The following is a 25,655-nucleotide window of genomic DNA, read 5'->3' as shown; positions in this document are numbered from 1 at the left end:
GTGGGAGGGAATCGAGGCTAGCGCCGGTTGATCCTGTTCTGCGCGGCGCTGACAGAGTCTGCGGCCGCCAGCCACGCGCCCTCGGCGGCCCGGGCGATAGCCTCTTCCATTTCTGGGGAGGAGTCAATGGGGCTTAACACCCATGTCGGGATGGGAATTGATTCATTCTTCGGTGGCCGTCCAATCCCGATGCGTACCCGCACATAGTCTCGGGTGCCTAGTGCGGCGCTGAGTGATTTCAGCCCGTTGTGGCCGTTTTCGTTTCCGCCGCGTTTGATCTTCACCGCACCGGCGGGAAGGTCGAGCTCATCGTGGATCACGAGCACCTGTGAGGCGTCCAGTTCGAGGTGCTGGCGGATCGCCTCGATCGCCTCGCCGGAGTTATTCATATAGGTCTGCGAACGCGCCACCACGATGCAGCGGCCATCGTGGTCGGTCACCGCGATGCTCAGGGGCGCACCGTGGACCGGGGTGAGGATGTCCCCGCGGGTGGCCAAGATATCGTCGACCGCCATGTAGCCCACATTGTGGCGAGTGGCGTCGTAGCGTCCACCGGGGTTACCCAACCCAAGAATCAGGTAATCGATGCGCTCGGGCAACGTGGTGGTGGGGATTGGAGTCTTCGAGCCGAGGCGGGCGAAGAAGGAGCGGAGGGAATCGGTGAGGTTATCAAATCCGTGCACGCATCGATTCTTGCACATAGGCTCGGGGCATGAGTGAGCTGCTACGCACCCGAGAGATCACCCTGATTGCCGCGCCCATGGCGGGCGGGCCCTCCACTGCTGAGCTGGCGGCCGCGTTGTGGAATGCTGGGCAGTTCGGTTTCCTCGCCGCGGGGCGGGCCAGCGCCGATGCGCTGCGGCAGAATATGCGTGCCGCCGCCCAGCTGCCCGGCGGGATGAACGTGGGCGTCAACCTCTTCGCCCCGCATCCACGGCCGCGCTACTTTCAGCAGCACCCAGAGCACGACGTGGCCGCCGAGCTGAGTGACCGCTGGAAACCCGAGGTGGATTACAGCTTTGAGTGGGATGAGAAATTCGCTGCTGTGCTCGAGGCGCAGCCACTGGTGGTCAATTCCATGTTCGGCTGCTTCTCCGCAGAGGAGGTGCGTCAGGCCCACGAGCGGGGGATCGAAGCATGGGTGAGCGTCACAAGCCCCGATGAGGCCCGCGTAGCAGAGCAGGTGGGGGCGGACGCGGTGATCGTGCAGGCAGCTAGCGCTGGCGGGCATCGCGGTAGTTGGGATCAGGATGAGAAACCCAACACGTTGGCGCTGCCAGAGCTTATCGCCGCGGTGGCCGCCGAATGCACGCTGCCGCTCATCGCGGCTGGCGGGCTAACTACCCCAGCGGCTGTGGCTGATGCTCTGAGCCTAGAGCAGGTGGTCGCAGTCTCGTGCGGAACCGCTTTTCTGTTGGCAGATGAGGCTGGGACGAGTGAGAGTAATCGCGCCATTCTGCGCGAAGGCCAGCTAGAAACCGCCGCCACCCGCGCGTTTACTGGGCGGGTTGCTCGTGGTGTCATCACAGGGGTGGATGAGCACGCGAACGCTAGCATGCCGCCGGTGTTTCCCCATATCAGCCCGGCCCCTGAGAGAAAGAAGGAGGAGCGGGCGTGGGCTTATTGTCTCGCAGGCGAGGGCGTGAATCACTGCCGGGAGGCTTCGGCCGCAGAAATCGTGCGGCATCTGCTCAGTAAGTGAGGCACGGCTAGGCTACACTTTCACTAGTTAAGGCTAGGTTTACTACGCCGTCGGCTGCGTGCCGCCCACGTGGGGACGGGGCGTAGAGGTGGGCGTCGATAAGCGCGGATGAAGGTGCAGGAATGAAACTGGAAAAGGTTCGCCGCAATCTGGAAAAGGGCAAGACGAAGAAGAAGTGTTGCCGATCCAAGAAGCGCTGCTGCTCGTGTCCTGTGGTGTGCCACCGACTGCGCAAGGCTCATGCCTTGGATTTGGACGATAAGGCGCTCAAGAAGGCCATCGCCAAAGCGCGCAAGTGGTAGCGCGCGTCACAGTGGGGTAGGGGGGCGGCTCACATTTAGTGATTGAGGTGGATAAAAACAGACATGTATCTACCCCCGAGTGGTGAGAAAGTGGGGTGAAAATGGCCCCCTGAAAACCACATCTTCGCTACCGTTTGAGGTGGACATTGAACCATTCACCCATCACTAGCGGAGGATATGAACGCCACTATGACCGACGCCCACACCCCCAACCCCAGCGACTGGAGCAAGCGCATCGAGCTCGCCGAGCAGATGATCCCGCTGATCGGCCGCCTGCACCGCGAGAAGAACGTGGTTACCTCGATCTTCGGTCGTTTGCTGGTGAATCCGTCGGACATCGAGATCATCAAGATGCACCGCTATGCGCGCCGCGTCATGGAGCGCGAGCTTCCCTTGGAAGACACCCTGCCTGTCTTCCAAACCCTGCTTGAGCTAGATCTGGGCACCGCCTCTATCGATGTGGCGCGCCTTGCAGTGGGCTACAAGAAGCAGGGCGGCGATCTGCGCGCCTACCTGGAGGAGCAGCTGGCCGATGTGATCGGCACCAAGGACACTGAGGTGCAGCGCGATGTGGTGCTCTACGGCTTCGGCCGTATTGGGCGTCTGCTCGCCCGGATCCTCGTGGCCCGCGAAACGCAGGGTCGCGGTACCCGCCTGCGGGCAGTGGTAGTGCGCAAGAAGTGCGCGGATGACATAGTCAAGCGGGCCTCTTTGCTGCGCCGCGATTCCATCCACGGTGCCTTCGACGGTTCCATCACCATCGACGAGGACAAGGACATCATCTGGGCCAATGGCACCCCCATCCAGATGATCTACGCCAACAGCCCCGAAGAGGTGGACTACACCGCCTACGGCATTCAGGATGCCATCGTGGTGGATAACACCGGTGTGTGGCGCGACCGCGCTGGATTGTCTCAGCACCTGAAGTCCAAGGGTGCGTCTAAGGTGCTACTCACCGCCCCGGGCAAGGGTGACATCAAAAATATCGTCTACGGCATCAACCACACCGACATCGAGGATTCGGATGAGGTGCTCTCCGCCGCATCCTGCACCACCAACGCCATCACCCCGGTGCTCAAGGCCATCGACCACCGCTATGGGGTGGAGTTTGGCCATGTGGAGACAGTGCATTCCTTTACGAACGATCAGAACCTGATCGATAACTTCCACAAGGGCGAGCGCCGCGGCCGTGCCGCCACCTTGAACATGGTGCTTACCTCCACCGGCGCGGCGAAGGCCGTGGCCAAGGCCCTGCCTGAGTTCGAGGGCAAGCTCACTGGCAACGCGATCCGCGTGCCCACCCCGGATGTGTCCATGGCGGTGCTGAACCTGACGGTGAAGCAGGACGTAGACGCCGATGAGGTGAATAACTACCTGCGCACCGTCTCGTTGAAGTCCACGCTGCGCCAGCAGATCAACTACATCAAGTCGCCCGAGGTGGTGTCGAATGACTTCATCGGCTCCACCCACGCCGGCATCGTCGATGGTTTGGCCACCATCGCCACCGGTAACCACTTGGTGCTGTACGTGTGGTACGACAACGAGTTCGGCTACTCCAACCAGGTGATTCGCATCGTGGAGGAGATCGCCGGCACCCGGCCGCGGGTGTATCCTCCGCGCCGCGAGCTCTCCGAGCTCGACTAGCTGCACGATAGACCAATGCCCCATTCGATTCTTCGAATGGGGCATTATTGTGCGGTCAGCGCTTATCGACGTCATGTCGGGCACACACCGCGCGGTCGCCACGTAGTGGTCTAGACGGGCTCGGGCTCCGCGCCGGAGTCCTGCTTGCGCTGCACTACCTTCTCGGCGTGCGGATCTTTATTCTTCTTCGCCCAGTAGAGCAGGCTCCACGCCAAGGCAGCGATGAATAGAGCGAGCATGGGGCCCAAGATCCAGCCGGGGCCGAACTGGTAGATGATCGGCACGGCGAGGGCGGTGATCACACCGCCGCCGAAGAAGGGCTCGAATACCAACTGCTTGTAGCCGAAGGCCTCGAAGGCGGGGCTTTCGCCCTCGGGATCGGCGATGCGCATGAGGATCAGGCCGGTGGCCGTGACACCCATGGACTGGCCGAAGTCGCCGATGCCGCGCTCGAGCCAGTAGGAGGGGATGGTCCGCGGCACGAGCCACAGCAGTATGAACACGTTGATGATGATGCCGCCCAGGCACAGCAGTACGAAGGGCCAGAAGTTATTGGCGATCGCCTGCAGCGAGATGGTGGCGAGTGCGGCCACGATGAGCATGTCGAGGGCTAGGCCCTGCAGTCGCAGCATCATGTTGGAATCCACCAAGTAGTCATAGCCGGTTTTGTTCAGCAGAATCTGGACGATAATTCCGCCGATCATGGCGATCGGAAACAGCGGCACATAGCGCAGCAGCTCCACCTGATCGGCCCACAGCATCTTCTCGACCCACTGCAGAAACTCGAGAATGCAGATACCGATGAGGATGGACAGGCCGATAAACGCGGCGTGCAGAGATAGCGGCTCGATAGAGGAGGGGCGCGATGTCATCACCGCAGCGGTGTACTGCTCATCGCGCCGGAACAGGCCACGCTGCTCCTCGAGGGAGCGGTCTTTGACCTCGGTGACGATCTGGGTGCGGCCGGTGCGAATGGCCCAGTTGATCACGCCCACACCGATCACGATGCCGCCCACGAGGCCCACGGTGGCCACAGCCACGGCGAGATCGCCGCCCTCGGGGAAGCCCACCTCGTGGAACACATCAATCATGCCGGCAGCGGTACCGTGCCCACCCTCGAATCCGATCTCGATCAGGGCACCCGCCATGGGCGACATACCAAACAGTGGCGCCAGCACTGCCACGGCGAGCAGCATGCCCACCACGTACTGGCCGGAGGCGAAGGCCACGCCCACCGACAGCTGCGGGCCGGCGAGGTGATACACCTCTTTGGGCTTGGGTAGCTTCTGGCCTAAGAACAGGGTGGCGAACACCACCGAGATCAACAGGCCGGGCAGGGTTTTCCATACGCTGAGCATCTGCTCGCCGAAGAGGCCACCACTTTGGAGATACTCGGTGGTGGAGTTCTCTCCGAACCAGCCCGCGATGGTGCCGAGCACCTCAGGCCCGAGCAGCAGGGCGAGGGTACCGGCGATGATGGAACTGGGCAAAAACAGGTTTTGTGTCCATTTCACACGCATGCGCACGATCTTGCCCACGAAGAGCACAACCATGAGAACCACGAGTGCAAAACCAACGGAATTGGGTGTCATAGTATGCGGACACCTCCTTTTCTACATCCGGGGTGCACATGTGGCGCACCGCACAAACAACACAGTTAGGGGATACCTTAGCGTGTGCTGTGCGGAATGGATAGAAAAGCTGAGGTGAGCACAAGAATGTAAGGGATATCGGCTGAGCGATATCTGTGGCCTGAAGGGGTAGACGGGGCCGCGTTGATGGCAGGGCAATAGAGGCTGTTCATCCAGTGGATAGATGAAGAACGTAGGTGGGCTGATCAGGTGATGGCCACAATTCCATTGTTAGAAATAAAGCAGTGAGCTTCACTCAGTGGGCATGGCAAGGATCGTCGGCCAGTTCCTCGCCGGTTATGAGCAGCAGAAAAGCGTGTGGTCGTCGCGGTCACAGCAGCCTCATCTAGGCCACAAGTACAGCCCGCCTCCTACTCGCGCGTCAGCAGAGGAGAAGGCGGGCAGAAGCGGGCAATATAGGACGACAGTGCGATTAGCGCAGTGCGGAAAGGGCGGCCTCGTAGTCCGGCTCGGTGGTGATCTCATCAACCAGCTGGGAGTGCAGGACGGTGCCATCTTCATCACAGACGATCACGGCGCGGGCAAGCAGCTGAGCCAGCGGGCCATCGCTTTGCACCAGGCCGAGATTATCGCCGAATCCGCGGCGGAAGTCCGAAGCCACCTCCACGTTCTCTAGGCCCTCGGCGCCGCAGAAGCGGGCCAAGGCGAAAGGCAGATCGCGGGAGACGTTGACCACCACGGTGTTATCTAGTCCGGCGGCGAGCTCATTGAACTGGCGCACCGATGCGGCACACACGCCAGTGTCCACAGAGGGGAAAATGTTGAGCACCACTCGGCGACCGGAGTAATCGGAGTTGGTGACAGTCTCAAGCGAGTCATTAGTCAGCGAGAACTCGCCCAAGCGCGAGCCTGCCTCGGGCAGTTCGCCGGAGACGGTGACCGGGTTTCCTTGGAAAGCAGTACGTAAAGTCATGCCCTCCTTTGTACCTGAAATAGCTCATGCGCCGACGTCCGAGAGATAACGCAGCACCGCTTTGACTCGTCGATTGTCCTCCCCCGGAGAAAGGCCCAGCTTCTGAAAGATCGAGGCGATGTGCTTGGCTACCGCAGCACCCGAGACCACAAGGCGCTCGGCGATGTCGGGGTTAGAAAGCCCCTGCGCCATGAGAGCAAGCACCTCGCTCTCCCGCGCGGTGAGATCGTTCATTCCCTGCTGAGAACGCACCATGGCTTGGGCTACCTGCGGATCAATCACCATGCCGCCGGCGGCCACCGTGCGCAGAGTGCGGATGAAATCGGCCACATGCCCCACCGAGTCTTTGAGCACATAGCCGGTACCGGCCACACCCCCTGCCATCTCCAACACGGTGCGAGCATAAGCCGGCGCAACATACTGCGAGCACACCACGATGCCCACCGAAGGGTAGTGGTGCCGTACATTCACGGCTGCGTGCAGGCCGTCATCGCTCATCGATGGTGGCATGCGGACATCTGTGACTAGGAGGTCGACGGCCGAGGAGTGGGCGTCGATAAGCGGCATGATCTCCTCGGCCGAGGAACATTGCGCGAGCACCGTGAAGCCCTGTCGTTCCAGCATGGCCGCTAAAGACTCGCGAAGCAGGCCCGAATCATCGGCCAAAATGATGTTCATTAGCGATCCTCTCCTACGTCTGTGGGGCTGGCGGCGGATTCGACGGCGCTGAGCACAATGCCGCTTTCCCCGCGATGCAACAACAAGGGCACATTAGCCACAACCTGGGTGGGCCCGCCCGGCGGGGAGTTCAGCTCCATCGTGCCGCCGAACGCGGCGAGCCGCTCCTTAATGCCGTGCAGACCGCCGCCTGGCACAATGCGCGCCCCGCCGGAACCGGTGTCCAGCACCGAGATCCGCAGATTGGACTCAACCGTGATCAACACATCCACCCGCGCCTCGGGCACATATTTGCCAATATTGCTCAGCGCTTCAGAGACAAAGAAATAACCACAGGCCAACACCCCCTCCGGCAGGGTGGGAAGCGGATGCGGGCAGGTGAGAGAAGAGCGCAACGGCATGGAATGCAGCAGCTCCTCCACCGCGGCAACCAACCCAGAATCGCTGAGCGTGTGCGGATGGATCCCCCGCACCGTCGCCCGCAGCGCCTCTAAACCCTCATCGAGAGTGCGGTGTGCCTGCGCAAGCAACGCTTTGAGCTGCGGGTTGGCCTCCACCGCCGGGTCCAGCTCCGCCTCGCCGAGTGCCATCGCCGCAGCCACAAAGGACTGCTGAGCGCCATCGTGCAAATCCCGCTCGATGCGGCGGCGCTCCACCTCGTAGGCGTTGACAATCGTGCGGCGCGAATCGATGAGATGACGGATCTCCGCATCGTGATCACGCTGGGAGCCCGCGCTACGAACGCGGCGAAACAAACCTGCCATGGCACTCATTCTAAAAGGGCTCTCCGACAAATCCTGCCGAGGCAGCCACGGTGGGGGTAGTGCTAGCACTACTAAGAAAACTAGTCTCTAGATTATTGGAAATTGCCAGCGTACAGCCTTGAATTGAAGCTATGACAACGCAATCACTACTCAGCGCGCAGAACCTCTCCAAGAGCTTTGGCACAGAAAATGTCCTCCATGATGTCTCCCTTGAGATCGGCGCCGGACAGGCAGTGGCCGTGATGGGCCCTTCCGGTTCCGGTAAGTCCACCCTGCTCAACTGCCTTGCAGGAGTGTTGGTGCCCGACAGTGGCGCGGTGATCTACAACGGGCGCGATATCACCACCATCAATGACACCCAGCGCTCCCGCATTCGCCTGCACGATTTCGGTTTTGTGTTCCAAGACGGCCAACTCATTCCCGAGTTGAGCAACCGTGAAAACGTGGCCATGCCCTTGCAACTGCGTGGCCAGTCGCGCCGGGCGGCGCACGCTCGCGCCGATGAGCTGCTGGAGATGCTCGGCATGGCTGGGCACGGCGCCAAGCTACCCGGTGATGTTTCCGGCGGCCAAGCCCAGCGAGTGGCGGTGGCACGGGCTATCGCCGGTGAGCCGAAGATCATCTTCGCCGACGAGCCCACCGGCGCACTTGACCAAGCCACCGGCCATGAGGTGATGCAGCTGCTCACTGCCCTAGTGCAGCGCAGCGGCGCCACGCTGGTGATCGTGACCCACGACAGCAATGTGGCCCAGTGGTGCGACCGGCTGATCGAGATCCGCGATGGGCGAGTGCACGCCGATCGGGCCATCGACGGCTCCCGCACCCGCACCGCCACCGCGGCCGCGACCAGCCAGGCAGCTGGACGCGCTTGGGAGGAGGGGCAGCGATGAGCACTCCCACGCAAACCTCCTCCACCACACGCGACAGCATTCGGCCACAGCGGGTCTACCGCGGGGCCGCGAACCTGCGCTCGATTACTTACCACGTGTTTGCTGCGCGGATGCGCCGCCGCGATGGTTCGGGGTTGTTAACGCTGTTGGCGATCGTGGCTTTTAGTGTGATCAGCGCAATCGTGATGATCGTGGCCTCCGGCACCTGGATGTTTGTCTATCGTCAGCAACATCCGCGCGAGCTCGCAGCCCAGGCTATTGCCGCGGACCCAGGCATGGAAGCGATGCTTGGTTTCTACGTTTTCCTTGCCGGCTTTGCCTGCGCGTTGCTGATCTTCCCCGTGCTCACGCTGACCAGCGCGGCGGCGGTGCTAGGTGCCCGGATGCGGGAGCGGAGGCTGGCCTCATTCCGCTTGCTCGGGCTGTCGCGCTCGGAGATCAACCGCATGGGCACCTTCGAAACCCTTGTACAGGCCGTGGTGGGCATCATCCTCGGCACCGGCATTGCGCTTCTTCTATTGCCCTTCTTCCAGCGGTTGTCCTTCCAAGGAGACAGCGTGCGCTATGAGGAGATCCTTGCTCCGTTCTGGCTGTATCTCTCGCTGGATCTGTTGCTGCTCGGATGCGTCTGCATCTCGGCGTGGTTCGGGCTGCTGCGGGTGAACATCTCTCCGCTCGGGGTATCTCGTAGATCAACCCCGAAGGCGCTGCGCTTCTGGCGGCTAATCGTGCTCATCGTCGCCATTGGTGCTTTGGTGCTCATGCCCGCACCCGGTATGAGCGATGGTCCGTGGCGCTATCTCGGCACCGTGCTGATTGTCGCGGTATTTCTGCTTGCCGTGGACCTCGTGATGCCGCTGCTCCTGCAGCTTGCATCTCGGTTGCTCGCACGGGCACCGTGGCTCACTGTGAGCTGGACTGCCCGCCGCGTGGTGATGGAACCGGTGAAAGCCTGGCGGCGTGTCTCTGGCATTGCCGCGATTTCCCTGATCATCGCAGCGCTCGCCTCGGCGCCATTCCGTGATCCTAGCGATCCGGGCCAGGCCGAAGCACAGACGAGACTGATCTCTGGGGTGTATTCCGACATCACCACCGGGGTGATCTCCACGATCGTCTTCGCGTTTATCCTGGCCGGCATCTCCGCGATGATTAACCAGTGCTCCGCCGAGTTTGAGCGCGCTGATCAAACACTCGCGCTCAACAAAATCGGCGTGCCCAGCCGCGTTGGTCTGGCCGTCTCATGGCTAGAGATGATCGGCCCCATGGTGGGAGCGAGCGTAGTGGCCTTCATTTTCGGCCGCATCCTATTCCGCCCCTTCGCCGAGTACGAGGAGTTCGGCACCCATATTCCCACGATCTTCGAGAACCCAGCCTCGTGGCTGTCCATTGTTCTCGGCGGGGTAGTGGTGATGGCCTTGGCACTGAGTGTGACCCTGCCGGTGCGCTCCATGGTGCTTGCCGGGGCGAGGCGGGTGCGGCGTAGCGATTAGCCGCGATGAGCGGGGTGTGGCGCGGCGCAGACGGCGGGGCACAGCCGGCAGCTACTAACCCAACACCTCGCGTTCGATCACATCCACCGCGTCACTGCATACGAAGGGCAGTTCGGGGCGTTCGCGGGTACTAAAGGGCTTGAGCACGAAGCTTGCTGGTGGTTGGGATCCCGGTGGGCGTCCAATGCCCACTCGGATGCGTTGAAACTCCTTCGTCCCGAGGCTCTGGGCGATCGAACGCAGCCCATTGTGCCCGGCCAGCCCACCACCGATCTTGTGCGCCACCTGCCCAAAGTCCAGTTCCATATCGTCGTGAACCACCACGATATTGCTCGGGTTCACCGAGTAGAAGCGCGCCAGCGCCTGCACCGGCCGGCCGCTAACATTCATCAAACACAGCGGCTTCGCCACAATCACTTTCCGCTGGCCGTGCCGCACTTCCACTAATTGGGTGCCGGATTTTTTATGCACACTAAAGCGTGACGACGCCACCTCGCGGCCCGCCATCTCATCGGCCACAAGATATCCGATGTTGTGGCGGGTCTCGGCGTATTGCCTACCCGAGTTGCCCAGCCCAACCACGATGAAAGTTTCCATGCCCACTAACCCTAGTAGCAGCGATACCGCCGCAGTTTCCGAGCCTAGGATCAGCTGCTGTGTGTTCTAACCGAGCTCGGGCGCATCCTCAGGCAGCGAAGACGCGCGGGGAATGAAATGGGAAGGCAGCAGGAGCTTGCGGTGGGGCTTGCCCTCCATCAACCCGGCGAGTTCATCAATGACAACACCAGCGAGTTCGGCGAAGTCTTGGCGAATAGAGGAGAGGGGAGGGGTCAGGTAGGAGCTGACTTCATCATCGTCAATCCCGATAAGCTTATAATCTTTCCCCGCAGTGAAGCCGTGCTCGGCGAAGGCGCGGGCGCAGCCGACCGCGATTTTATCATTGCCGCCGATGACGGCTTCGGGGAGGCCAACGTTGAGGATCTCCTGCGCGGCAGCGTAGCCATCGCAGGCGCCCCAACCCTTGCCGCCAAAAAGCGAGAAGGATTGCTTCTTCAAACGGCTATAGCGCTGGTAGATGACCATTCGTTCCCGAGCGTCGATATATTCCCGGTCACCGGTAATCATGGCCGTATCGGTTACTCCTTGGTCCCACAAATGGTCCAAGGCGGAGTGTAGACCGGATACTTGATCGATGCCGATGGTGGACATGTCCTCAATGCCGTGGTCGACGGAGCTGATCATCACCCCAGGAGCACCTGTCCAATGCTCGAAGAGTGGCAGAAGGCTGCGATGTTGGAAGAGGATGACCGTCGCCAACACTTGTCGGGAGTGCAAATAGTCAAGGGCGGATTGCGTCTCCGCGAAGTCGGCATTGGCTGATGAGGAGGTGAGCACATGCCATCCCCGGTGTTTGGCGTGGGCCTGCAGCTCGGCAAAGAGGGTGATCAAGCCGTGAGACATCGTGCCCACAGAAAGGACACCAATGGAGCGGGAGGAGCCGGAAGCAAGCATTTGGGCCGCTGCGTTGGGCCGGTAGTCGAGCTCGCGCATAGCGGCATAGACGCGTTCGCGGGTGGCTGGTCGCACGGAAGAATGGTTATTTACTACTCGAGACACAGTTTGCGTGGATACCCCCGCTAACTGTGCCACATCCTGCATAACCGACTTTTTACGCACGCCGGTAAGTGTACATGACGCCCAGGGCACCCAAGAATGCGGGTGGCCTAGGCGCCATACAGTCTGTCGAAATGCGTGAATCTATTCTGGAATGACAACTCCCTTCGTGAGGATAATATTTCCGTAGAGAGCGGTGTCCGTGGTCACAACAACTGCGAAACACTTCTTTGCTTGCTCATAGAACTCGAATCGCTCAAAGTGTTTCACGGTATGGCTCGGATAGCTGCGTTCGGCGATCTCGGCGAATTCGCTCCATACAGGAGGCTCTGGATCGTCTCCCACAGTTTCCATGAGACCGATCTGCCACGGATTATAGGAGTCCAAGGGCATCAGCTTGAGGATTGCGTCCATCATGCCAGCGACGGTGTGACCATCAGCGTGGATGACCGTGGAATTGTAGGTGTAGCCTGGGAAATTTCCATCTCCGATGACGATGCGATCGCCATGTCCCATGCGGGCCAGAGTGTAGAGGAGTTCCGGTGAAATCTTCTCCGGGATATTGCGGAGCATGTGTTCTCCTTAGCGTGAAAAGAGGTGACGATGAGGGGCGTGAGAGAGATTATGTATTGAACCTCCTATGCGGCAGTCGGTGCGGTTTCGCCAGGGTTCTTGAAGCGGAGCGTAAACACACCGTAGGACAGCACCACAATGAAGCAGACGAGAACAACAATGAACGAGTGAGCGGTGCCGATAGTATCGACGAGCAGGCCTTGTACCGGGGGAAGAATAGCGCCACCGACGATGGCCATAACAAGCCCAGCCGAACCGAATTTAGTGTCTTCTCCGAGTCCGGTGAGTGCCTGTCCATAGATAGTGGGGAATAGCAAGGAGATACAGGCGGAGAGAGAAGCGATAGCGATCAAACCGATGATGTTCCCGGCGAGAATGCCGACCAAGGTGAGGACGCCCCCCAAGGAGCACATGATGATTAAGAGTCGGCGGGCGTCGATGATGCCCATCAAGGCGGTCATGACGAAGCGGGCAACGAGGAAGCAGATCAGGGAGACCTGGAGCCATATTCCCGACTCGGCGTTGGTCTTGCCAACGACATTGGTGGAGTAGTGGATGACGTAGGTCCAGATACAGGTTTGGGCGCCAATGTTGAAGAACTGGGCAACCACACCGAAGGAGTAGCGGCGATTTCTGATCAACCGGCCCAGGCGGCCCGAGCTCGGTACTGAAAGAGCGACTGTGCTGTCTCCAGCACTGCGAGAGCGGTCAGGAATTTTGACCAATGCGATGGCAATGCCGAGCACCAAGTACAGGATGGCGAGGCCGACGAAAGGAATCATCACGGCCTTGAGTTCGCCCGAGACCATAGAGGTGAGTTCCTCTTGAGGCAGCGAGGCTCGTTCTTCTGCCGTGTGCTCGTGGATATTGGGCAGGATCATGATGGCAGCAACCAGCACACCCAAGTTAGAACCGATGGGGTTGAAGGATTGAGCGAAGTTCAGACGCCGCGTCGAGGTCTCTTCCGGGCCCATGGCGATAACAAACGGGTTAGCGGAGGTCTCGAGGATGGACAGGCCTGCCGCGAGGGAGAACAGGGCCCCAATGAAGGCCACGAAGGTCATGCTCAGGCTCGCAGGGTAGAACGCAAAGGCGCCGGCAGCAGCGAGGAAGAGGCCGATACAAACGCCACCCTTGTAGCCCAACTTGGAGTTAATGTAGGCCGCCGGAATAGCGAGCAGAAAGTAGGCCCCGTAGTAGGAGAACTGCACGAGCGAGGATTGGAAGGTCGACATCGAAAAGACCGAACCAAATACCTTGACGAGAGGAGCGGTCATGTCGGTGGACATACCCCAGGCTGCAAAGCAGGACACCAGAAGGATGAAAGGAACGAGCATTCCATCGTTCAGGTACTTTTTACGTTCCTTCTTCGGGGGTGCTGATTGTGGACTGCTAACGGAAGTGTCAGTCATGATTTTTTCTTTCAGTCGTCCGTCGGGCAGACGGTGGTGATCACCCCAGCGTTGCGAACCCATTCCGCTAGGTCTGTAGGGGGAACGTTCAGGGTGAGGAGCTGGTTGATGATGTTTCCTAGGGCCGTGGCCTCAGGATCCGTCACGCGAATGCTTTCGCCGAGGGCGGCGGCTGTCCTTTGCATGAGGAAGAGGTTCTTTACCCCGCCTCCCATGACATAGGTTTCCCCCGTGGATCCGGTCAGAGTGCGAAGCGAGTGGATCGCATCTGCTTGAGCTCGGGCGATGGAATCAAACACGACGCGCAGGATTTCGCCACGTGTCGAAAGGGTGACGTTGTGTTCACGTGCTGCCTGCACGACGCGATCCGGCATGTCTCCAGGGGCACTGAAGCGTGGGTCGCACACATCGATAATGGCGCCTGGATTTGAGGCGTCCGCTAGCAGCCGGTTGAGTTCTTCGTAGCTTGGATTTCCCCAGGTGCGTCGACACTCTTGAGCGACCCAGAGCCCAGTGAGGTTGAGCTCAGCTCTGTTATCGCCCCGTGCGGTGGCTTCATTGGTGACTCCTCGGGAGTAGGCATCCTCTGTTACCACCGCTTCTGAGGTTTGCGCGCCAACAACGGACCATGATCCGCAGGAAATAAACATGGCATCTTCGGGATAGCCACATTCCCGAGACAACGATGACAATGCACACGCAGTGTCATGAGAGCCAGCGGCGATGACGCGGACGCCATCAGAACGGGTGCCGATCACGCGCCGCTCGCTGGTGATAGAGGGGAGTCGTTGCCGGTCGATGCCCGCTGCGGCGAGTATCTCCTCGGACCAATCCTCATGACTTGCCGCGAGAAGCCCCGAGGTAGAGGCGATTCCACGCGACGCCCACGCCTGGGTGGGCTGATCAAGCACGCAGCGGGCGATGAAGTCCGGGAGGAACATCACCGTGCCGGTGTTGGGCGGTTGCAGTGCGAGGCGATATACAGAGTTAATGTCTTGGGGGAGAATGCCGGAGGCGTGGTACTGCTCCGCCTCCGGCATTCGTGATGCCATCAGGCTTCGGCCTCGGGCGCCGGCACTATCTCGATAGGAGAGTGCCTGTGACAGAGGATTGTTGTTCTCGTCGACGACGACGAAATCGACTCCCCATCCATCGACAGCAACTGAGTCAATATCTCCGGCCGCTTGGAGTGCCTGGCCGGCTGCGTCTTTAAGCGCCTCCAGGTCCCAGTGCAGGTTTCCCTGCTCATCGGTGCCGACGTGGTGTTCTGCACGAAACACTTCCGACCTTGTCAGTTTCTTGGAATCTGTGTCCCATGCACCAACAATTCCACGAACGGAGGACGAGCCCATGTCGATTGCCAAAGTCCTGATGACCCGTGACATTATGTGATCCTTATCTCTTGTCGCTCAGTGCACTGCGCAATTAGGCAAAGAATGGACCATAGTTTTTGCAGGCGCGGAAGTCGGCGCTTTCCTTGTCTGCGGTTCCATGGAGACCCCATGCGCGCGGACGGAAGATCTTTGCATCGTCCACGTTGTGCATGTTCACTGGGATACGGAGCATGGCGGCGAGAGTGATCAGCTCCTTGCCGAAGTGGCCGAAGCCGATGGCGCCGTGGTTCGCTCCCCAATTGTCCATCACGTCATACACCGAGGTGAATGCGCCCTTGCCCGTCAGACGCGGGGCGAAGAACGTGGTGGGCCAAGTGCGGTCCGTGCGGTTCTCGATCTTGGTGGTGGCCTCTTCGCTCAGCGTGACGGTCTCACCCTCGGCGATCTGCAACACCGGGCCGACGCCCTTGATCAAATTCAGACGAATCATGGTGACAGGCATGTTCGGAGCGGTGCGGAAGTGGGTCGAGAATCCACCCCCACGGAAATACTCGTGGGTTGCCGCATGGAAGGTGGTGGCCTCCATGACAGCCTTCTGGTCCTCTTCGGTGACTTCCCAGAAAGGCTTGGTGCACGGATTGCCGTCGGCGTCCTTCATCACGCCAGTGGCGTCAAGAGTCGTGGCGCCGGAATTGCGCAGGTCTAGGAAGCCATTCGTGGCCCCGCCGGTGGGCTTTTCGCCAGTGACGCGCTCAATGGCCTCGGGAGACCAATAGGTGCGTACATCGGAGAACATCTGCGTGCGGTTGGTGAGCAGGTAGTTGAGGAGCATGCTGGCACCATTGAGGGTGTCATTCTCCGTGGCCAATACCACCGGGCGGCGCGCGCCGTTCCAGTCGAAGGTGGTGTTCAGCATGGTCTCCATGAAGTCACCATTGGGGTAGGTGTCGGTCCACTGACGTTGACCCTGGAAGCCGGAGGCAATGGCGTTAAAGCCGCATGCTTCCTCCTCGAAGCCCAGCTCGGCAAGCTTGGGGTTGCCTTCCATCATGTCGCGCCCGATGAGAGCCATCTTGGTGATGAAGTCCCACTGCTCTTCGGCGTCGTCGCGCGGCTCGGGGTTGAAGTCCTTGCCAATCTGAACATTCTCACGCACCCATGCGCGTGCCTTCTCATACTCTTCGGGATCGAAGATGCCTTCGTTGATGCGGCGGATGAACTCGGTCATGTCCACGGACTCCACGCGCATGCCGAGATAGTCTTGGAAAAAGTGGCGATCGCTGGAGGAACCAGCGATGCCCATGCAGGTCGAGCCCATCTGCAGATAGCCCTTACCTCGCATCTGGCCCGCAGCAACGGCTGCACGGGAGAAGGTCAGGATCTTGTCAGAGACCTCTACGGGGATGTCGGTGTCATCGGCATCTTGAACGTCGTGACCATAGATGCTGAATGCGGGAATGCCGTACTGGGCGTAGGCGGCGAGATTTGCGGCCAGCGTCACGGCGCCGGGGCGCTCGGTGCCGTTATATCCCCAGATGGCGTGGAAACGGTTGGGATCCATATCCATGGTTTCCGTGACGTAGCACCAGGCGGGAGTCACGGTGAGTTCGGCGATCACGTTCTGGTTAGCGAAAAGATCGTCGCAGGCAGCTGCTTCGCCGGGGCGGCCGATGGTGGTTTCGGCGATGACGACCTCGACGGGCTCGCCGTCGAGGTAACGGAGATTCTTAGTGATGAGATCGGCGGCAGCGTGGGCCATCCACATCGTTTTATCTTCGAGTGATTCGCGGACTCCGCGACGACGGCCGTCAATGGTGGGCCGGATGCCAATCTTCGGGTGATGAACCATGGGTAGTTCTCCTTCGGGAGGTAATGTCACCCCAGTATGGGGGATCTGGAGCGCCGTGGCCGGTGGGGGTGAATGGGTCTAGCAATCGGCCTGTGGGCACTGTCTCAAGCCCTTATGTTAGCGCTATCAAAAGTCTAACATCGGCCATGTAGATAGGGAAGGGCTTTCGGAACCTTTCCCGCTGGCTCTAAACGTGCGGGATGGGTTTTATGACATTTATCGAGCTTAAAACCGGATTTGACGGTCGCCACACTAGCTTGTGGGCGCGGAAAGGATGGTGGGGGGGGGCGCCACCTAATGGGGGTAATTGTGCGGCGGTATGGGGTAGGTGGGGCGAAATGATAACGTTCCCACGCGGCAAGGAAAAACAGCCCCACCACGGCGATGGTGGGGCTGTTAGTTGTGTGGCTTAGCGCTTGTGTGGCTGGCCGTAGGTGGCGATGGCGGCGCTGGCCTCTTCCATCTGCTCGGACGTGAGGATGCGCGGGGTTCCCGCAGCTAGGGCATTGAGGTAGACCTTGGATAGCCATTCAATGGACTGTGCCTTGGTGTAGGCCTCGGCAAGGTCTTTGCCTGCGGCTACGGAGCCGTGATTGCCGAGCAAACATGCGGTTTTGCTCTGCAGTGCAGCCTCGACATTGTCGGCGAGCAATTGGCTGCCATAGCGGGCGTACTCCGTGACGGGGATCGCTCCGCCCATGGTGGCGGTGATGTAGTGGATATTGGGCAGCTCAGTCACGCCTTCAAGGCTGGCTACAGTGGTGGCATAAGCGGAGTGCGTGTGCACGATCGAATCGAGACCGGTCGTCTGCAGTGCTTGGAGGTGGAGATGTATCTCGCTGGTGGGGCGATACTGACCTTCAACCTGCTCTCCGGTGTCAAAATTGACCACGCAGATGTCTTCTGGGGTGATCCCGACGTAGGGCAGTCCGGTGGGGGTGATAGCTACGAGCTCACCTGCGCGAATAGAGATATTTCCGGCCGTTCCTACGACCAGTCCGTCGGATGCGAAGTGCTGGCAATAGTCGGCGATAAGTGTTCTCTCTTCTGAAAGAAGCATGGTGTCCTCCTGGCGATTAGGTCTGCGAGTAGAAGCCGTGGGTGTCTATCACTGTCGTGTCTATGTGATGACTGGCGATATGTGCAGCTAGAGGCTATGAAACTCGAAATGGTAGCGCTCTCATCAGTCATGTTACTACTCTTCCTGTCGATCGGCATAGCCTAGATGAAATAAAGATAGCTCCGACAAGTACGGCAATCACACCCACCTATAGGGGTGATTTAATGGGGTGTGCCTGTGTTCATGTCCACCGCGGTTCACTGCGCTCGGGTACAGCGCAGCACCAGTCCACGGTCTGTTCAGCCGAGAAGTGGAAGATAGAAACACGTAGCACGCAGGTGATTGTTACCTAGGCGGCGGGCTCAGCGCAGCTCAGCGCTGCCGTTCTCCCTTGGGGCGGCGCAGGGTAGGCGCTAGGCAGCGGTCTAGGAGGCAGAGTCCGGCCGGAAGTCGGAGGTGAGCAGGCGCACCTCGAAGGGATCATCCACGAGCCCGGTGACACCCCGAGAGCCGAGATAGACGTGTTCCACGGCGATCGGCACGATGGCTCCAGCCGCCAGCACCTCGCTGGCGATGTCCACGGCTTCATCTTCTCGGTCGGTGGCGTCGCTGGTGCTCAGTGCGCTGGTGATCTCCGCATCGAGCGAGTCGTTGCAGTAGCGGGCAATGTTATAGCGTTTGCCGCAGGTCACATCGGAGGCTAGGTAGCTGAGGGTATCGGCGGTGCCGCTCATGTAGTTACGCGAGCCCAGTACCAGATCGAATCGGCCATCGAGGATGCGGTTTTCTAGATTGCCGTAGCTATCGAGGGTGATCTCTACGTCAAAGCCGGCTTGTCGCAGCTGCTCGGCCACTGCCTCGGCGAGCTGGGGAAGCTCGGGAATATCGGTGTAGGTCACCATGGTGATATGCCGCGGGCCATTCTTGATGCTGCCCGTGGGGGCGGTGTTCAATTCCACGGGGGAGACGGAAGCGTCGCCGCGTTCGGCGGTACGAAAGAGCGTGCCGTCCAGGGTGTCGGTGCCGGAGGGATAGACCTCGTCTACAAGCGCGTCCACATCGAGGGCATCGATCGCCGCGCTACGCACATCGGCTCGGGTAAAGAGCCCCTTGGCGGTATTGAAATACAGCAGGCTGGTGCGCGGCGTTGATATGGTCGCCACCTCGGCGTGTTCCTGCACGGTGGGCACACTGCTGGCGGGAATACCGGCTGCCACATCCACTCGGGAGCTATCGATGTCCTCAGCGAGTTCCTGCGGGTCGGCGGAGAAGGTGACATAGACGCTGCGGATCCCAGGCTGCTCGCCCCAATAGTCCTCATTGGCCTCTAGGTGGGCGTGCGTGTTAGACGCAGAGATCCACGTGAAGGGGCCGGTGCCATAACCGATGGCGTTGATCACTGGGCGGTCGTCTTCGGTGGTGTAGGCCTTCTTAGACAAGATCATGGTGCCCGGATCAGCGAAGCGCTGCGGCAGAATCGGATCAGGTCGATCCGAGGTGACCTTCACTTCAAGATCATCGGTGGCGGTGGCCTTCAGCGCCGCCGAGCCCAACCCACGGGGTCGAAAAGGAGAGGAAAAAGCCTCGTTGAGGCTATGGGCTACCGCCTCGGCATCCATGGTGGAGCCATCGTGAAAACGCACCTTAGGCCGTAGCTCAAACACCACGCTGCTGCTGGTGGGCTGCGTCCACGAGGAGGCGAGCCAGCCGCTCGGGGTGCCATCAGGATCGATACGCACCAAGGTCTCCGAGGAGCCCAACTTGGTGGCGATGGGGGCATCGGCGCTAAAGGGCGCGAAGTTCGCCACGGGGGAAAAGGCCACGCCTACCCGAGCGTGGGTGGCGTCGGCGGCGTCAGAGTCAGCTGAACACGAGGTGAGCACCAGCGAGAGGGCACAGGCGGCCGCCAGGGCAGTGGTCTTGGCTACGTTCATGGGGCGAGAAGCTTTCTAGATCAGCACCGAGAGTCATCTCATCGTAGCGCGCCCAGATACACCACCACCCTAGGCACGCACAGTGGGCGCCTAGGGTGGTGGTGAAAGAAGGTGGCGTGTATCAAAACATCGCGCCACAGAGGCAGGATTTACTCCTCGTCCTCGGAAGCGGAGCCCTCTTCGGTGGTGGATTCGTCCTCGTCCACGGTGGGCACGTCCTCTGGGTCCTCGTTCTCGGCCTCGCCCGGCTCGACATTCTCGGTCTCCGGGTAGACGACGGTGAGAACCAGCAGCTCCTCGTCGGCAGCCAGGGTGCAGTTGCCAGGCATAGCAACGTCCTTGGCCAGGATCTGGGTGCCAACCTCGAGCCCCTCGACGTCGATCTCGATCTCTTCCGGAATGGAAAGCACGTCGGCCTCCAAGAGCAGGGTGTCTGCATCCTGGTAGACGAGGGTGCCCGGAGCCGGATCGCCGGCGTAGGTGATCGGCACCTCAACCTCAACCTTCTCGCCGCGGGAAATGGCGTAGAGGTCGATGTGGTCGATGTCGAAGGTGAGCGGGTTCTGATCAACGTGCTTGATCATGGTGAGGTGCTCCTCGCCATCCACGTTGAGATTCACAATCGCGTTCACACCGTGGTGACGCACGATGGCGGTGAACTCGATACGGTCAACGGTGGCGTGCACCGGGGCCTCCAGGTCATTGGAGTACACCACGAGCGGGATCAGGCCGTCGCGGCGGGCACGGCGGGCAGCGCCCTTACCGAACTCAGTGCGAGCGCTAGCCTTGATATCAATTGCCTTAGTAGCCATTGCTATCTCCTTAAAAGTTTCTAGTTGGTGGTCAACACACCACACACGGGCTGTGACTATCCGGGCCATCATCAGAGGCCATAGACATCAAAAAAGCCCGCTAGCAGTGCGTGGCATCTCGCATCGCCGCAGGCATTAGGCCCCAGATTAGATGGGGCTGAGCTCTTTCGATCGCGTCGATAACGGGGCTTGGGCTAGCAAGCCCCCTCGCCGAGACGAACGGAAGTCTAGCACAACCCGCTGTTTATGCACCAAAGACCACTCGGTTACGGATCCGCCCGATCCCATCGACCGAGATCTCGACCACGTCATTGTGCGAAAGATAGGTTCCCAATCCATGGCCCACACCCGCTGGGGTGCCGGTGGCGATCACATCACCCGGGTTCAGCGTGTAGAGCTGCGAACAGAACGACACCAAATCCGCCGGGGTAAACACCAGATCCGACAATGGCGCATCCTGGCGCTGCTCGCCATTGACCACGGTGCGCAGACGCGCCTGATCCGGCATGTCATCCGGAGTCACCAGCCACGGGCCAAAACCACTCGTGTGCTCCAAGGACTTTCCCTGATGCCACTGCTTGGTGCGATACTGCAGCTCACGGGCCGTAAAATCATTGATCACCGAAAACCCAGCGATAGAATCCGCGGCCTGATCAGGTGTGGCATTGCGCGTGCGCTTAGCGACGATCACCGCCAGCTCACCCTCGTAGTCCGCAGAAGCCTGCGCGATCGGGGGAACCTGCGCATCATCGAAGGGCCCAATCAGCGCCTCGGGGTATTTGATGAACAAGGTGGGAACATCGGGACGATCGTGGCCCATCTCTTCAATATGGGCGGCGTAGTTCAAGCCCACGCAGATGATCTTGCCTGGGCGGGGAATCGGCGGAGCGAGGGTGTGCTGCTGAAACTCCACCGTCAACTCCGAGGCCTGCTCGGCCAGTTCGCGCCAACGAGGCTGGCGCAGCAGCTCGCCAACATCGGCGAAATCACCGATGAGCGTAGCCGAATGGTCATCATCCACACGACCAACCCGAGTATGGTTGGCAGTGAGCGGGGAGCGGAACGTAGCAAGCTTCATGTGCACCGAGGCTACTTGGCTACAGGCGCCCGTGCAGTGCGGGTGGCAGCGAAGGGTGGGGCAACACGAGCCGAGAACCACCAATGTTTAGAGTTGGGGACAGGCAACAACGATGCACAGAGCACACCTTCGATCCCCAGTAGAGGAGGGTCCACTATGCGGTGGTGGGGAAGGATAACCCGACGCGCACCGATAAGCGAGGCCACGGACAATCACGAGGACCCCAGCAGCGCTCACCACGAGGCAACTGCCGGGCGCTGGGTGGATGCCGGCCCCGCCAGCGCTATCGAGTCCGACTCCGCGGTCGTGCTCGACTCCGATGCCACCGGCCTTGATGACCCCATTGCCCTTTTCCACACCGCAGACGGCGAGTTCTACTGCATCGATGACACCTGCACCCATGAAGATGCCTCCCTCGCGGCCGGCTGGCTCGAAGACTGCACAGTCGAATGCCCCGTGCACCTGGCAGCCTTTTGCCTACGCACAGGCGCAGCGCTCACCCCGCCAGCCAGCGAAGCCGTACGCACCTATCCCGTCCGCGTCACTGACGGGCACGTGTGGGTGCTGGTAGAGCAGTGAGGGCCTAGGTCTCGGCGCCGCGCAGGTAGCTTAGGTCTGCAGGATCGACAGGAACTTCGAAATCGAGCTTCATGCGCACGATATCGATGCTTCGGTCTTCGACGGGCATTCGTTCATTAACGGCGTCCCGCGATGTCACCGGACCAAGGTAGAAGAAATCGGTGCCCTCCCGGTCATCACGTTTCGCAAACATGTGAAGCTCGACAGAGTTGTTGATGATCGGAATGAGTTCCTTACTCTTCAAGGTGCGGTTACCGCGGGTGTACCAGGTCATTGACTCAGCCGAGTCGAGGTAGTCCTCATAACGCGTGCTCTCAGAGAATCCATCACCCTTGTGGTGGGTGATGTAGATCGGGCAGGTGTTGGTGTCCTTATCGATCTTGTAGCCATTGATTACGCCGCGTTCGTTACGCTTCCAGTTAAAGAGACGGCAAAAGTCTTCGCGGTTGTACAACTTGCCCACGATCATCTTTCCCTCGATAGAGTGTTTTTCCCTGTTGAGGAAGAGGCTTGTGGTGATGATGTCGTCCACATGCTTCTTAAACAGCGCGGACGAACGGTAATTGGCTTCGAAGTTCTGGGAGAGCCGTAGAGTGTGGGCGTCACGGGCGATTATCGGAAATTGTGGATCCTTTTTCCAACTATCAAATTCGCCCGTGAGCACTCGCACAGCGCTATCGATGACGGCTTGGTGCGACGTCGTGCCGTAGTCGACAAACAGCGTGGCTATCTCTTCGTTTGTTGCAGGACCGTCGATAAGTCGCCGAAGTAGGAGGGACTCATGCGGTCGTTTGCCGTTGAGAATTCGCAGGGAGAGCAGGTTCAGCATGCCCGCCTGGACCTCGGTGGGCGCGACATCGCAAAACTTGGTGGAATTGAGCAGCGACCAATAGTTCTTCATCTTCAACGCAAGAACTTCTGGCTCCGCTCGATCGAATCGAGCGAAGTCATAGAGCGTGGGCACCGCGTTGAGGCGGCTGTGAAGTTCGGCGATGTCTTCTTTGAGTATGCGGAGATGGTCCATGCTCGCAGAGTTGATGGCCGCAAGAATTCGCTGCTGGGCAACCTTGTCAAAGGAGATATGGCTTAGCCCAGATACTGCTTTGGCGCCACGCGTACCATCCCGGAGAACGTCCCGTCGGCGCGTTGTGCCGTGTAGAGCCATCGGAACCAGGAAGTTGTTTTTGTAGTTACCGATGAAGTCGATGACGCGCAGGTTGTCCTTTTCAGGGTATTTACGTAGTCCGCGGCCGAGTTGCTGGGTGAAGACGATGACGGACTGGGTTGGACGGAGCATGACGATCTGGTTGACCTTAGGGATATCGATGCCCTCGTTGAACAGATCCACTGTGATGATGTAGTCGAGCTCGCCAGACTCTAGTCGTTCAATCGCGCGCTCGCGTTCTTTCTGGTGATCGTCCGAGGTGAGCGCTACGGTCCGAAGCCGTCGTCCAAACAATTCTGCTTCATTCAGCCTTTGGGACAGCTCCCGTGCTTCCTCAGCCCGGCTGCAGAAGATGAGCCCGCAGACATTACGGACCCGGCCGTAGATCCGCAGCTTTTCGAGCAAATGCTCGACGCGTTCCTCGGCAACGAGGTACTTCAGCTCGGTGGAATCATCCACTGTCTCGCCGCTTTCGGTGACATAGTCCGCGACACCGTAGTAGTCGAAAGGAGTCAGCATGTTGTTCTCGAGGGCGTCGCTGAGCCTGATCTCGAATGCCACGTTGTAGTCGAAAAACTCATATACGCTTTTCTCGTCTGTGCGTTCCGGTGTGGCGGTGAGGCCAAGGAGGAAATCCGGCGTGAAATGCTTTGTGATTTTTTCATAAGACGAAGCTGCAGAGCGATGAGCCTCGTCGATAATGATGTAATCGAAGTGATCAGGATCGAGACTACCGAGGCTCGACGGCTGAGACATAGTCTGAACAGTAGAGAAGACGAAACGGGCCGAAGCATCGCGATTCGCGCCGAGAAACACGGAGAAATCCTTATTATCGGCCTCTATAACCCGGCGAAATTCCTGCTGTGCTTTACGAACGATTTGTTCTCGGTGCGCCAAGAAGAGCAAGCGGCGTGGCTGCGCTGCACGTACGGCCAGCGCAGCCAGTATCGTTTTGCCAGTACCTGTGGCAGAGATTATGAGCGCCTTCTTGGCGCCCGTGCTATGCAACTTAGAGAGTTCTTCGAGGGCGTGAAGCTGCATCGCGTTCGGAGTAATGCGCTCATGGGACGGCAGCTGAGGATCATGCCGTGGATAAGAGGGAGGCCGGCGGTGCGCACGATATTTCTTAATCCATTCCGCCGTGAGAGGTACAGAAATCGAATACTGGTAGTTTGCGGCGTCCTGGATCTGGTAGGTGATGTCGCCGTGCTTCATTGCGCTGAACTTGACGTTCCACTCCTGATTCTTCATCAGGGCATGGCGGGTCATGTTGGCGCTACCCACAATGGCGGTGACACCGAAGTCGGTAGAGAAGATATAGCCTTTCGCGTGGAACCCCTGGGTATGGTCATCTACTACGCGTACTTCGATGTTTGGTAGCTGCAATAGCTCCTCAAACATATCAGGGTTATTGAAGTCCAGGTATGTGGACGTAATGATTATTGCTCGTCCCTCAAAGCGCAACAAATAGGGCTTGAGAAGGGCGAGCGCATCCGGGGTGATGAACGCGACTGAGAAAGTAAAAGAGTTACAGCGCTCCATCTCGCGCGTGATCGCGGCGAGCATCGTGTTTGGATCTCGGTTATCGATCAGGTGAGGGGTGCAGTCGCCCTGCGCAGGATGGTGCTTATCAATGAAGCCGTGCTGAAGATCAGCCAACAGCGGCGATGTGGAATTTGTGCTCATCTAGGCAGTCGCGAGGATCTCGACGGTGGGGATATCGGCGGGAGCCCATTCTAACTCTTTTAGGCCCTCGGGGCCGACCCAGCGGACCTGCTCATGCTCGGTCAGGGTGGGCTCGCCGGATTGCAGCTTGCAGACGTACGTCGACAACTCGATGATTGCGAAATCGTACTCATAACGAGTAGTTGTGATGTGCTCCTCGATGGAGGCGTCGATGAGAAGCTCTTCTTTTAGCTCGCGGGCTAGCGACTGCTCAGGGGTTTCTCCCTCTTCGATCTTCCCGCCCGGAAACTCCCAGAATCCGCCGAGGCTCTTGTCTTGACCACGCTGGGCAGCAAGGATCTTTCCGTCTCGTTGGAGCACTGCGCCGGTCACTCGAATCGTCTTCTTCATCTCGCCTCGCGTTGTGGGGTTAGGGCTGGATAATGGTGCAATTGTAGCAACGGCTCTGCTGGCCGGCCCTGGTTTTCGTGCCGTGTTGGGCTGTTCCACCAATCGGAACGAGCACTGTCTCCTCTAGTGATCTG

Annotated in this window: 23 protein-coding genes; 6 read left to right on the top strand and 17 right to left on the bottom strand. The window is 59.7% G+C overall.

Going from position 1 to position 25,655, the window contains the following annotated elements; genetic code table 11:
* Positions 1-17: 17 nt before the first annotated feature.
* A complete protein-coding gene (pth, locus tag CCICO_RS07870) occupies positions 18-683 on the bottom strand; it encodes an aminoacyl-tRNA hydrolase (protein ID WP_018019240.1) in 666 nt (221 codons plus the stop codon).
* Between the two features lie 29 nt (positions 684-712).
* Here pth (CCICO_RS07870) and CCICO_RS07865 point away from each other — a divergent pair, with 29 nt between their 5' ends.
* From CCICO_RS07865 to CCICO_RS07855, 3 genes are all read left to right on the top strand, one after another.
* Entirely contained in the window at positions 713-1,702 is a 990-nt protein-coding gene (locus tag CCICO_RS07865) for a nitronate monooxygenase (RefSeq protein ID WP_018019239.1), read from the top strand.
* Positions 1,703-1,824: 122 nt separating this feature from the next.
* The gene (locus tag CCICO_RS07860; protein ID WP_018019238.1) at positions 1,825-2,004 is read left to right on the top strand and encodes a hypothetical protein; all 180 of its coding nucleotides are present in this window, start codon (positions 1,825-1,827) and stop codon (positions 2,002-2,004) included.
* Positions 2,005-2,193: 189 nt separating this feature from the next.
* Entirely contained in the window at positions 2,194-3,648 is a 1,455-nt protein-coding gene (locus CCICO_RS07855; RefSeq protein WP_018019237.1) for a glyceraldehyde-3-phosphate dehydrogenase, read from the top strand.
* Between the two features lie 110 nt (positions 3,649-3,758).
* Here the strand turns inward: CCICO_RS07855 and CCICO_RS07850 are convergent, their stop codons facing one another.
* From CCICO_RS07850 to CCICO_RS07835, 4 genes are all read right to left on the bottom strand, one after another.
* Positions 3,759-5,240, bottom strand: a complete 1,482-nt coding sequence (locus CCICO_RS07850) for a sodium/glutamate symporter (protein WP_018019236.1) — start codon at positions 5,238-5,240, stop codon at positions 3,759-3,761.
* A 472-nt stretch (positions 5,241-5,712) separates the two neighbouring features.
* Positions 5,713-6,213, bottom strand: coding sequence for a thiol peroxidase (tpx, locus tag CCICO_RS07845; RefSeq protein ID WP_018019235.1), 501 nt, complete (start codon positions 6,211-6,213; stop codon positions 5,713-5,715).
* A 24-nt stretch (positions 6,214-6,237) separates the two neighbouring features.
* Positions 6,238-6,891 (bottom strand): response regulator transcription factor, encoded by a 654-nt coding sequence (locus tag CCICO_RS07840; protein WP_018019234.1) that lies wholly within the window; start codon positions 6,889-6,891, stop codon positions 6,238-6,240.
* Positions 6,891-7,655 (bottom strand): sensor histidine kinase, encoded by a 765-nt coding sequence (locus CCICO_RS07835; protein ID WP_018019233.1) that lies wholly within the window; start codon positions 7,653-7,655, stop codon positions 6,891-6,893. Before CCICO_RS07835 ends, CCICO_RS07840 begins: the two co-directional genes overlap by 1 nt.
* A 131-nt stretch (positions 7,656-7,786) precedes the next feature.
* Between CCICO_RS07835 and CCICO_RS07830 the strand changes: the two genes are divergently transcribed.
* Both CCICO_RS07830 and CCICO_RS07825 read left to right on the top strand, forming a co-directional pair.
* Positions 7,787-8,545: an ABC transporter ATP-binding protein gene (locus tag CCICO_RS07830; RefSeq protein ID WP_018019232.1), complete on the top strand. Its 759-nt coding sequence runs from the start codon at positions 7,787-7,789 to the stop codon at positions 8,543-8,545.
* Positions 8,542-10,035: an FtsX-like permease family protein gene (locus CCICO_RS07825; RefSeq protein WP_018019231.1), complete on the top strand. Its 1,494-nt coding sequence runs from the start codon at positions 8,542-8,544 to the stop codon at positions 10,033-10,035. The genes CCICO_RS07830 and CCICO_RS07825 overlap by 4 nt, the downstream gene beginning before the upstream one ends.
* Positions 10,036-10,089: 54 nt before the next feature.
* Here CCICO_RS07825 and pth (CCICO_RS07820) read toward each other — a convergent pair whose 3' ends face one another.
* The 10 genes from pth (CCICO_RS07820) to CCICO_RS07775 all read right to left on the bottom strand — a co-directional run bounded on the left by pth (CCICO_RS07820) (position 10,090) and on the right by CCICO_RS07775 (position 21,701).
* Entirely contained in the window at positions 10,090-10,632 is a 543-nt protein-coding gene (pth, locus tag CCICO_RS07820; protein ID WP_018019230.1) for an aminoacyl-tRNA hydrolase, read from the bottom strand.
* A gap of 66 nt (positions 10,633-10,698) precedes the next feature.
* On the bottom strand, positions 10,699-11,694 hold the full coding sequence (locus CCICO_RS07815; RefSeq protein WP_018019229.1) for a LacI family DNA-binding transcriptional regulator: 996 nt from the start codon (positions 11,692-11,694) through the stop codon (positions 10,699-10,701).
* A gap of 99 nt (positions 11,695-11,793) precedes the next feature.
* On the bottom strand, positions 11,794-12,222 hold the full coding sequence (locus CCICO_RS07810) for an RbsD/FucU family protein (RefSeq protein ID WP_018019228.1): 429 nt from the start codon (positions 12,220-12,222) through the stop codon (positions 11,794-11,796).
* Positions 12,223-12,287: 65 nt separating this feature from the next.
* On the bottom strand, positions 12,288-13,634 hold the full coding sequence (gene fucP / locus CCICO_RS07805; protein WP_051067235.1) for an L-fucose:H+ symporter permease: 1,347 nt from the start codon (positions 13,632-13,634) through the stop codon (positions 12,288-12,290).
* An 11-nt stretch (positions 13,635-13,645) separates the two neighbouring features.
* Complete coding sequence (locus CCICO_RS07800) at positions 13,646-14,986, bottom strand: rhamnulokinase (protein ID WP_301355018.1); 1,341 nt, start codon at positions 14,984-14,986, stop codon at positions 13,646-13,648.
* Positions 14,987-15,059: 73 nt separating this feature from the next.
* A complete protein-coding gene (locus CCICO_RS07795; protein WP_018019225.1) occupies positions 15,060-16,817 on the bottom strand; it encodes an L-fucose isomerase in 1,758 nt (585 codons plus the stop codon).
* Between the two features lie 409 nt (positions 16,818-17,226).
* Positions 17,227-17,877, bottom strand: coding sequence for a class II aldolase/adducin family protein (locus CCICO_RS07790; RefSeq protein WP_018019224.1), 651 nt, complete (start codon positions 17,875-17,877; stop codon positions 17,227-17,229).
* Positions 17,878-18,302: 425 nt separating this feature from the next.
* On the bottom strand, positions 18,303-19,811 hold the full coding sequence (locus CCICO_RS07785) for an ABC transporter substrate-binding protein (protein ID WP_018019223.1): 1,509 nt from the start codon (positions 19,809-19,811) through the stop codon (positions 18,303-18,305).
* Between the two features lie 149 nt (positions 19,812-19,960).
* Positions 19,961-20,623, bottom strand: a complete 663-nt coding sequence (locus CCICO_RS07780; RefSeq protein WP_018019222.1) for a 50S ribosomal protein L25/general stress protein Ctc — start codon at positions 20,621-20,623, stop codon at positions 19,961-19,963.
* A gap of 244 nt (positions 20,624-20,867) precedes the next feature.
* Positions 20,868-21,701, bottom strand: coding sequence for a fumarylacetoacetate hydrolase family protein (locus tag CCICO_RS07775; protein WP_018019221.1), 834 nt, complete (start codon positions 21,699-21,701; stop codon positions 20,868-20,870).
* Positions 21,702-21,857: 156 nt separating this feature from the next.
* Between CCICO_RS07775 and CCICO_RS07770 the strand changes: the two genes are divergently transcribed.
* Positions 21,858-22,280, top strand: coding sequence for a bifunctional 3-phenylpropionate/cinnamic acid dioxygenase ferredoxin subunit (locus CCICO_RS07770; protein WP_083878268.1), 423 nt, complete (start codon positions 21,858-21,860; stop codon positions 22,278-22,280).
* Between the two features lie 4 nt (positions 22,281-22,284).
* Here the strand turns inward: CCICO_RS07770 and CCICO_RS07765 are convergent, their stop codons facing one another.
* Together CCICO_RS07765 and CCICO_RS07760 are read right to left on the bottom strand one after the other, a co-directional pair.
* Complete coding sequence (locus tag CCICO_RS07765; RefSeq protein ID WP_018019219.1) at positions 22,285-25,131, bottom strand: DEAD/DEAH box helicase; 2,847 nt, start codon at positions 25,129-25,131, stop codon at positions 22,285-22,287.
* Positions 25,132-25,521 carry a (deoxy)nucleoside triphosphate pyrophosphohydrolase gene (locus tag CCICO_RS07760; RefSeq protein WP_026161364.1) on the bottom strand — a complete coding sequence of 130 codons (390 nt, stop codon included), beginning with the start codon at positions 25,519-25,521 and terminating at the stop codon, positions 25,132-25,134.
* Between the last annotated feature and the right edge of the window lie 134 nt (positions 25,522-25,655).

Source organism: Corynebacterium ciconiae DSM 44920 (assembly GCF_030440575.1).
GTDB lineage: Bacteria > Actinomycetota > Actinomycetes > Mycobacteriales > Mycobacteriaceae > Corynebacterium > Corynebacterium ciconiae.
This window is presented reverse-complemented; position numbering and strand designations above follow the sequence as displayed.

Excerpts from the sequence above, each read along its gene's own strand:
- CCICO_RS07865 (WP_018019239.1), top strand. The coding sequence starts at position 713 with ATGAGTGAGCTGCTACGCACCCGAGAGATCACCCTGATTGCCGCGCCC.
- CCICO_RS07860 (WP_018019238.1), top strand. The coding sequence starts at position 1,825 with ATGAAACTGGAAAAGGTTCGCCGCAATCTGGAAAAGGGCAAGACGAAG.
- CCICO_RS07855 (WP_018019237.1), top strand. The coding sequence starts at position 2,194 with ATGACCGACGCCCACACCCCCAACCCCAGCGACTGGAGCAAGCGCATC.
- CCICO_RS07850 (WP_018019236.1), bottom strand. The coding sequence starts at position 5,240 with ATGACACCCAATTCCGTTGGTTTTGCACTCGTGGTTCTCATGGTTGTG.
- tpx (WP_018019235.1), bottom strand. The coding sequence starts at position 6,213 with ATGACTTTACGTACTGCTTTCCAAGGAAACCCGGTCACCGTCTCCGGC.
- CCICO_RS07840 (WP_018019234.1), bottom strand. The coding sequence starts at position 6,891 with ATGAACATCATTTTGGCCGATGATTCGGGCCTGCTTCGCGAGTCTTTA.
- CCICO_RS07835 (WP_018019233.1), bottom strand. The coding sequence starts at position 7,655 with ATGGCAGGTTTGTTTCGCCGCGTTCGTAGCGCGGGCTCCCAGCGTGAT.
- CCICO_RS07830 (WP_018019232.1), top strand. The coding sequence starts at position 7,787 with ATGACAACGCAATCACTACTCAGCGCGCAGAACCTCTCCAAGAGCTTT.
- CCICO_RS07825 (WP_018019231.1), top strand. The coding sequence starts at position 8,542 with ATGAGCACTCCCACGCAAACCTCCTCCACCACACGCGACAGCATTCGG.
- pth (WP_018019230.1), bottom strand. The coding sequence starts at position 10,632 with ATGGAAACTTTCATCGTGGTTGGGCTGGGCAACTCGGGTAGGCAATAC.
- CCICO_RS07815 (WP_018019229.1), bottom strand. The coding sequence starts at position 11,694 with ATGCAGGATGTGGCACAGTTAGCGGGGGTATCCACGCAAACTGTGTCT.
- CCICO_RS07810 (WP_018019228.1), bottom strand. The coding sequence starts at position 12,222 with ATGCTCCGCAATATCCCGGAGAAGATTTCACCGGAACTCCTCTACACT.
- fucP (WP_051067235.1), bottom strand. The coding sequence starts at position 13,634 with ATGACTGACACTTCCGTTAGCAGTCCACAATCAGCACCCCCGAAGAAG.
- CCICO_RS07800 (WP_301355018.1), bottom strand. The coding sequence starts at position 14,986 with ATGGGCTCGTCCTCCGTTCGTGGAATTGTTGGTGCATGGGACACAGAT.
- CCICO_RS07795 (WP_018019225.1), bottom strand. The coding sequence starts at position 16,817 with ATGGTTCATCACCCGAAGATTGGCATCCGGCCCACCATTGACGGCCGT.
- CCICO_RS07790 (WP_018019224.1), bottom strand. The coding sequence starts at position 17,877 with ATGCTTCTTTCAGAAGAGAGAACACTTATCGCCGACTATTGCCAGCAC.
- CCICO_RS07785 (WP_018019223.1), bottom strand. The coding sequence starts at position 19,811 with ATGAACGTAGCCAAGACCACTGCCCTGGCGGCCGCCTGTGCCCTCTCG.
- CCICO_RS07780 (WP_018019222.1), bottom strand. The coding sequence starts at position 20,623 with ATGGCTACTAAGGCAATTGATATCAAGGCTAGCGCTCGCACTGAGTTC.
- CCICO_RS07775 (WP_018019221.1), bottom strand. The coding sequence starts at position 21,701 with ATGAAGCTTGCTACGTTCCGCTCCCCGCTCACTGCCAACCATACTCGG.
- CCICO_RS07770 (WP_083878268.1), top strand. The coding sequence starts at position 21,858 with ATGCGGTGGTGGGGAAGGATAACCCGACGCGCACCGATAAGCGAGGCC.
- CCICO_RS07765 (WP_018019219.1), bottom strand. The coding sequence starts at position 25,131 with ATGAGCACAAATTCCACATCGCCGCTGTTGGCTGATCTTCAGCACGGC.
- CCICO_RS07760 (WP_026161364.1), bottom strand. The coding sequence starts at position 25,521 with ATGAAGAAGACGATTCGAGTGACCGGCGCAGTGCTCCAACGAGACGGA.